Source organism: Pedobacter fastidiosus (assembly GCF_014306625.1).
Lineage (GTDB): Bacteria > Bacteroidota > Bacteroidia > Sphingobacteriales > Sphingobacteriaceae > Pedobacter > Pedobacter fastidiosus.
The window spans coordinates 95,773-103,079 of record NZ_JACRYL010000013.1 but is presented as its reverse complement, the minus strand read 5'-3'; the positions used below and the strand labels follow the sequence as shown (position 1 = coordinate 103,079).

The 7,307-nt window shown below is 37.7% G+C and carries 7 protein-coding genes; 3 read left to right on the top strand and 4 right to left on the bottom strand.

Going from position 1 to position 7,307, the window contains the following annotated elements; all coding sequences use genetic code 11:
• Positions 1–338: hypothetical protein (locus H7U22_RS22875; protein WP_222621879.1), on the bottom strand; the 338-nt coding region annotated here is incomplete at its 3' end.
• 838 nt (positions 339–1,176) lie between these two features.
• Here H7U22_RS22875 and H7U22_RS15380 point away from each other — a divergent pair.
• Positions 1,177–1,560, top strand: coding sequence for a hypothetical protein (locus H7U22_RS15380; RefSeq protein WP_187072227.1), 384 nt, complete (start codon positions 1,177–1,179; stop codon positions 1,558–1,560).
• A 2-nt stretch (positions 1,561–1,562) separates the two neighbouring features.
• On the opposite strand, the gene H7U22_RS15375 is transcribed toward H7U22_RS15380, so the two are convergent.
• From H7U22_RS15375 to H7U22_RS15365, 3 genes are read right to left on the bottom strand one after another with little or no spacing between them, the layout of a single operon-like run.
• Positions 1,563–2,135, bottom strand: coding sequence for a TlpA family protein disulfide reductase (locus tag H7U22_RS15375; protein WP_187072226.1), 573 nt, complete (start codon positions 2,133–2,135; stop codon positions 1,563–1,565).
• Between the two features lie 40 nt (positions 2,136–2,175).
• Positions 2,176–2,919, bottom strand: coding sequence for a LytR/AlgR family response regulator transcription factor (locus tag H7U22_RS15370; protein ID WP_187072225.1), 744 nt, complete (start codon positions 2,917–2,919; stop codon positions 2,176–2,178).
• A gap of 1 nt (position 2,920) precedes the next feature.
• The gene (locus tag H7U22_RS15365) at positions 2,921–4,525 is read right to left on the bottom strand and encodes a sensor histidine kinase (RefSeq protein WP_187072224.1); all 1,605 of its coding nucleotides are present in this window, start codon (positions 4,523–4,525) and stop codon (positions 2,921–2,923) included.
• A 594-nt stretch (positions 4,526–5,119) separates the two neighbouring features.
• Here H7U22_RS15365 and fumC point away from each other — a divergent pair.
• Positions 5,120–6,517, top strand: a complete 1,398-nt coding sequence (gene fumC / locus H7U22_RS15360; protein ID WP_187072223.1) for a class II fumarate hydratase — start codon at positions 5,120–5,122, stop codon at positions 6,515–6,517.
• 268 nt (positions 6,518–6,785) lie between these two features.
• The gene (locus tag H7U22_RS15355) at positions 6,786–7,307 is read left to right on the top strand and encodes a fumarate hydratase (RefSeq protein ID WP_248284767.1); all 522 of its coding nucleotides are present in this window, start codon (positions 6,786–6,788) and stop codon (positions 7,305–7,307) included.

Here is a 7,307-nt window from a genome sequence, read left to right as displayed (position 1 = left end):
CTTCGGTCGAAAGGACGATTTAGTCTATCCTTTCCATTGCCGTCATTTCGACTGGAGCGCAGCGGAACGGAGAAACCCTTGAACGTTATTGCAAAGATTTCTCCACTAGGGTCGAAAGGACGATTTAGTCTATCCTTTCCATTGCCGTCATTTCGACTGGAGCGCAGCGGAACGGAGAAACCTTTGAACGTTATTGCAAAGATTTCTCCACTAGGGTCGAAAGGACGATTTAGTCTATCCTTTCCATTGCCGTCATTTCGACTGGAGCGCAGCGGAACGGAGAAACCTTTGAACGTTATTGCAAAGATTCCTCCGCTTCGGTCGAAAGGACGATCCAATCAGTCTTTTCTATTTCCGTCATTTCGACTGGAGCACAGCGGAATGGAGAAACCTTTGAACGTCAATTGCAAAGATTTCTCCGCTTCGGTCGAAAGGACGATTTAGTCTATCCTTTCCATTTCCGTCCTTTCGACTGGAGCGCAGCGTAACGGAGAAACCCTTGAACATTGATTGCAAAGATTTCTCCACTTCGGTCGAAAGGACGATTTAGTGAGTCGGTTACATTTCATTTCCGTCACTTCGATCGGAGCGCAGCGGAACGGAGAAACCTTTGAACGTTATTGCAAAGATTTCTCCGCTTCGGTCGAAAGAACGATCCAACCAGTCTTTTCTGCTTCCGTCCTTTCGACTGGAGCACATCGGAACGGAGAAACCTTTGAACGTTGATTGCAAAGATTTCTCCGCTTCGGTCGAAAGGACGATCAAGTCAGTCCTTCCATTTCATTTCCGTCATTTCGACCGGAGCACAGCGAAACGGAGAAACCTTTGAACGTCAATTGCAAAGATTTCTCCGCTCCGGTCGAAAGGACGATTTAGTGAGTCGGTTACATTTCATTTCCGTCACTTCGATCAGAGCGCAGCGTAACGGAGAAACCCTTGAACGTTATTGCAAAGATTCCTCCGCTTCGGTCGAAAGGACGATTTAGTCTATCCTTTCCATTGCCGTCATTTCGACTGGAGCATCGCGGAACGGAGAAACCTTTGAACATTATTGCAAAGATTTCTCCGCTTCGGTCGAAAGGACTTTGCATTAGAAAAAATAAAAACATTCCTGTCTGTAGAATATGCCTATATAGTCCTCTAAAATTTTTAAGTTTATTTCAAAAAACCTTGGTCATGAAAATATTTTGTCTAATATCCACAGTTTTGCTATTTCTAACATTGCCCGCTTTTGCCCAAAAAGCATACGATGTAGAGTATTATAATGGTAAAATGGCAAATTTAAACATCAGATTTTCACTTGCCAATGGCTATATCTCTGCCAGCGAAGTTAAAATTACAAATCCAAAAACGAAGCTTAGTTCAATATTTCACGCAGAATCTGGCGCTGAGAATTCAGATTATAAAATGAAGTTTTTACCTGATGTTAAAAGCAAAATGTACACCATCTATTTTATCCTTTACGGGATTAAAGACGGTTATGAAGTTTTGCCAAAAGAAATTCACGGTATTTATTATAGAAACTCAAAAGAATATAAGGTCGTTCTGTTTAAGCGATAATTTTATTTTGCTTCTTTCAGTTTTCCTAAAAATGCTACGAATTTTTTATCCGAGTAATCAGTAATTCCCTCATGCCTAAAAGACAGTCTTCCCTGCTTATCGAATATTACCGTTGTTGGTAAGGAGCCTGCAAATATTTGTTCAGGTATGTTGCTTTCCACTTTGTAAACTGGCATTTCAAATTTCCGATTTAGCATAAACTTTGCTGATTTTACCAAATCCCCATCCGCATCGGCAAAAATGAAAACAACATTTGGATCGTTTTTAAACAGGCTATAAAGTTTATTGAGTGAGGGCATTTCGGCTCTACATGGCGGACACCAAGTTGCCCAAAAGTTTAAGAAAATTACCTTTCCCTTTAAGTCGCTCAGATCTATTATTTTACCTTTTTCATCTTTAAATTTAATTCCATCTAGATTCACTAACACCGGAATAATCTCTTCTGTTTTTGGCGAATACAATCCGATTTCCATTAAGCCTTTTAAGAAGAATGCTTTTGCATCTGGTACCAAAACAATTACCAAAAGCGTAGTTACCAATAAAATGTTGAAGATGTTTTTCTTAATTAATTTCATGCCTAAAACTGAGATTCAAGTATAACGAATTAAGATGTAATTACTTGCCCAAAACCTCTTTTACCATCTCTCTGTTAGGTTTTGATACCGGAATCTTATCGCCATTGTTCATCAATAAAGTTCCTCCATCTTCTTTAAGCCAGCTTTTTACAAATTTTGGGTTAACCAAATGACTTTGATGCGCTCGCACAAAACCATGCGGTTTGAGCAGATCAGAATATTCTTTAAGCGGTTTGGAAATTAAAATTTTATCGCCATTGGCCAAAAAGAAAAATGTGTAGGTATTGTCGGCCACACAGCGAATAATGTCATCAACCGAAACATAACGGATTTCGTGCTGTTGGGGCAAAGCGATTTTAGGAATACTAGGCTCTGTCCGTTTAATTTGATTGAGTAAAAAATTCAGCTGATCACTGTTAAGTCTACTTTTAATTCTTTCCGTTGCTTTTGAAACTGCAATTTTCAGTTCATCAGGATCTACAGGTTTAAGTAGATAATCCAAAGCCGCAAACTTTACGGCCTGGATTCCATAATGATCATGGGCGGTTACAAAAATAACTTCGAAAGATTTTTCTCCGAGTATATTCAGCAAATCGAAGCCCGTAGTTTTACCCATTTGAATATCAAGAAAAAGTAAATCTGGCCGATGTAAGTTTACCTGATCGTATGCACTTTCTATATTATTCGCAACGGCCACAACTTTAACTTCAGGGCAATTTTTGGAAAGCAGAACCTGAAGATTTTCCAGATTTGCTTGCTCATCATCAACTAAAATTGCCCTCATTTTATAACCATTGTGTTAGTGTTATCGTAACTACTGTTCCATTTGTATCTGATTGAATGTTCAGAACAAAAGGCGTTTCTTTATATATTGTATTGAGTAAAGATATTCGGTTTTTACTTAATGACAAGCCTAAACCACTGTAATCTTTAGTGGCGTCGAAGCCCTTTCCATTATCTTTAATACTCAAAATTAAATCAGCTGATTGCTTTTTAAAATCGATTTCAATGTTGCCATCAGCGCCCTTTTCTGCAATTCCATGTTTTACGGCGTTTTCTACAAATGGTTGTAAAAGCATGGATGGGATTTCTATGTTTTCTGTATCTAAATCTGCAGGTGCGTTAATTTTATATTGAAAGCCAAACCGCAATTGCTCCATTTGCAGGTAATCATCAAGCAAAGTCTTTTCTTCGGTAAGGCTAATCAGCTCCTTACTATCTAAAACATTTCGGGTTAAGCGGGCAAACTTGCTGAGGTAACGGTTGGCATTGTCGATCTCATTTTTATTCATCAAGTTTTGGATTCCAGCCAGAGCATTAAATAAAAAATGCGGATTGAGTTGTGAGCGGACTGAGTTGAGTTGAAGCTTTGCTATGTTTTTTTGTTGCGTTGTTTCTGCCAGCTTTTTTTTGTTTCTTTTTTTGACAGCTTGAAATATAAGTAAAAAATTTAAACCTATAATAAATGTCGCCATCAGCCCATAGCTGTAAATTTCCTTTTTGGTGTAGCTTTCTTCCTCTAAAGTTATAGAAAGTGTATATCTCGTTGTATATTTTTCCATCTCTTTTGGCAACATTTTGTATCGACTAAATGATGATGGCTTAATAATAATTTCATAATCTCCCGATTTTTTGAAAATGCTTTTATCAAATTTTAAATAGGGTGAAAACTGATGTGTATCATCAATGTGGCCACCATATTGCCAAGCTGTTGATTCGAAAATTATTTTATTTGTTTGCTTATCCTTTATCGAGGTATAATATATGTAATCAATCTCTGTTCTGTCTTTTACAATAGTTAGTTCATCATCTTTATTAGTGAGATGAAGGTTCGTTTTTTCTTTTGGGTCGGTTATGTAGCTGTAGTCAACGCCTTTTTCAGTTGTGAAACGCTTTCCAATAGCTTTGATTTTAGCCTTGGGAATCAGCTTACCATAAAAAACAGATTTATCAATAATTAGAGGCGTTTCGATGCTGTAAACTAATATTGTAATAATTTTGTCTTTTATAGAAAAGGTACCGAGCTTTGTAGAGCTAAATACCTCTTCGTCTCCTGCCTGAGCATCTTTGAGTTGCGCTTTATTAATCGACTTATTTACTACTATTGGTTTATTATCGGCTAAAATTGTGTAGCGATAGTGCTCTATATTAATATTCTTTCTAAAATAAATTTGGATGCCTAAATTGTTTACTTCAGGCAGATAACTAAAGTATGTATTAGGTTGATTGGGGAATACATTGGCATAATAAACGTTTTTGGCTAAACTATCCACACACATTAGTAACTTTCCACCAGCTGCGTAATTGTAGGAAAAATCTATGCCCTTTTGGGCATTTGCGGCAGATACGGAAATAATAAGGTTTAGTAATATGAAGATTATCTTTTTCATAATGTTTAATTTTTCATAAACATCTATTTAAAAGCCCGTTTATAAAATGCCAAATTAGTAAATGCAATCATCAACTTAGTATTTGGATGGTTTGGAGCAGAATTTAAATTCCGTTGGCTAAAGCCGAACGGCAATGAATAGCGAACAATTTTAAAACAGATAGTGATAGTTTTGCTCTTAAGAGTATGTGCAGCTTTCCATCCCTTGCAGTTGGTTTCAACCAACGGAATAATGATTAAACGCCTTGGGCTTTAGCCAAAATCTGCATTATGCAACTTTATTAATCGTAGTTTCCGAGCCACCCAAACCCGATGGCAGCGGAAACTTTCTTTTTGCAAGTCTTCAACAGGAATAGACTGACACTCACAAAAAGATTGCAGCGAATCAGCGGGGCCGAACCCAAGCCAAAAACTATTTCAGCATCTTTCCAAATCTAATCCGCATAATACATCAATCTGCATCACAAAGTGATGCGTTTGACCTAATCAATGCTAAAGAAAAATTAGCCTAATCATACCTTGGTAAATATCGAATATAATACCTTGCTTTATAGGCAAAAAACTTAAATTTGCGACAACAAAAATCAAAATTACAATGAGTTTCAGAATAGAACACGATACCATGGGCGAGGTGCAGGTGCCTGCAGATAAATATTGGGGTGCACAAACCGAACGCTCACGCAATAACTTCAAAATCGGACCTGAAGGTTCAATGCCTAAAGAGATAATCCATGCTTTTGGATACTTAAAAAAAGCAGCAGCACAGGCCAATACCGAGCTTGGTGTACTTTCTGCAGAGAAAGCTGAACTGATTGCTAAAGCCTGCGATGAAATTATTGCTGGTCAGTTAGATGATCAGTTTCCTCTAGTAATTTGGCAAACTGGTTCTGGCACTCAAAGTAACATGAACGGTAACGAAGTAATCGCAAATCGTGCGCACGTTATTAATGGTGGCGCACTGGCCGATGATAAAAAAGTGCTTCACCCCAACGATGATGTAAATAAATCGCAATCATCAAACGATACTTATCCAACTGCAATGCACATTGCAGCGTATAAATTAACAGTAGAAAACACAATTCCAGGTTTAGAAAAACTTAGAAACACTTTAGCTAAAAAGGTTGAAGAATTTAGTTCAATTGTTAAAACTGGCCGTACCCATTTTATGGATGCAACACCATTAACCTTAGGTCAGGAGTTTTCGGGTTATGTTCAGCAAATCGATAACAGCATCAGAGCCATAAAAAACGCTTTGGTTATGGTTGCTGAGTTGGCTTTAGGCGGTACTGCAGTTGGTACGGGCTTAAATACCCCAAAAGGATATGATGTTTTGGTTGCTCAAAAAATCGCCGATTTAACTGGCCTGCCATTCGTTACTGCACCAAATAAATTCGAGGCTTTGGCTGCGCACGATGCAATGGTAGAACTTTCAGGAGCTTTAAAACGCACTGCGGTTTCTTTAATGAAAGTTGCTAACGATGTACGGATGTTAAGTTCTGGCCCTCGTTGTGGAATCGGCGAAATCGTAATTCCAGATAATGAACCAGGATCTTCTATTATGCCAGGAAAAGTAAATCCTACGCAACCAGAAGCAATGACAATGGTTTGTGCCCAAGTTATGGGTAACGATGTTGCTGTTTCAGTTGGCGGTATGTCTGGCCATTTCGAATTGAATGTTTTCAAACCATTAATCGCTGCTAATGTGTTGCAATCTGCACGCTTAATTGGCGACGCCTGCGTTTCTTTCAACGATAAATGTGCAGCAGGAATTACTGCTAACTTACCAGAAATAGAAAAGCATTTGCGAAACTCTTTAATGTTGGTTACGGCTTTAAACCCGCATGTAGGTTATGAAAATGCCGCTAAAATTGCGAAGAAAGCCCACAAGGAAAATAAAACTTTAAAAGTTGCGGCGGTTGAATTAGGATTATTAACCAATGAACAATTTGATGAGTGGGTGCGCCCAGAAGATATGGTTGGAAGCTTGAAATAGTATTTGCAAAGCAGGAGAATTCGTTCTTCGGTTTCAACAGCCCCGCTTTTTGCTTCATCTTTTTCAAATTTCTGTCATGCTGAGGCACGAAGCATCTGCAAACTATGAAACAGATGCTTCGTGCCTCAGCATGACTAGGTTATTCAGTGTTGTTGCAATGGAAAAAGTATTTCCGCTTTAATAGACTTTATTAACTCAAAATAGCACCAAAAATTATAAAATAATCGCTCTGCGAAAAATGCCAAAATCAATTAATAAACTTCTTGATTTGAAAACAATCAAGCTTTCTTCAAGGCTAAAGTATTTGTACATTCTCATTTTTACCTTTTCCATCTTACATTTTTCTTGTACTTCCCGTCCGAACATTCAAGGTAAGGGAGAAGCATTTATGCAGGGCGTTTGGAATGAAGATTCTGTGGCTTTCAGTAATAAATTAACCAACTATACCCAACATCATTTTAAGTTTACCTGCGATTCGGTTTACATAGATTTTGTAACCCATAGCAAAGTGAATTTTTACGAAGATTCTTGCTATAATAACGGGGTGTGGAAAGAATATGCAAAAGGTGTTTATGCTGTGAAAGGCGATACTTTATTTGTCGGCGCTACCTTCACTTACGCAAATTACAAGCAAAAAATTTCTGGTTGTTATCGCATTGGTCGTTATGATAAGAATTTTCTAATCAAAAAACGTTCTGCTGATACTCTGCTTCTCGAAAGTTTAAGCGATCAACGTGAAATTAAATTAACCCTAAAAGAAAAAGTTACCTGCATACAAAAAGAATTATAA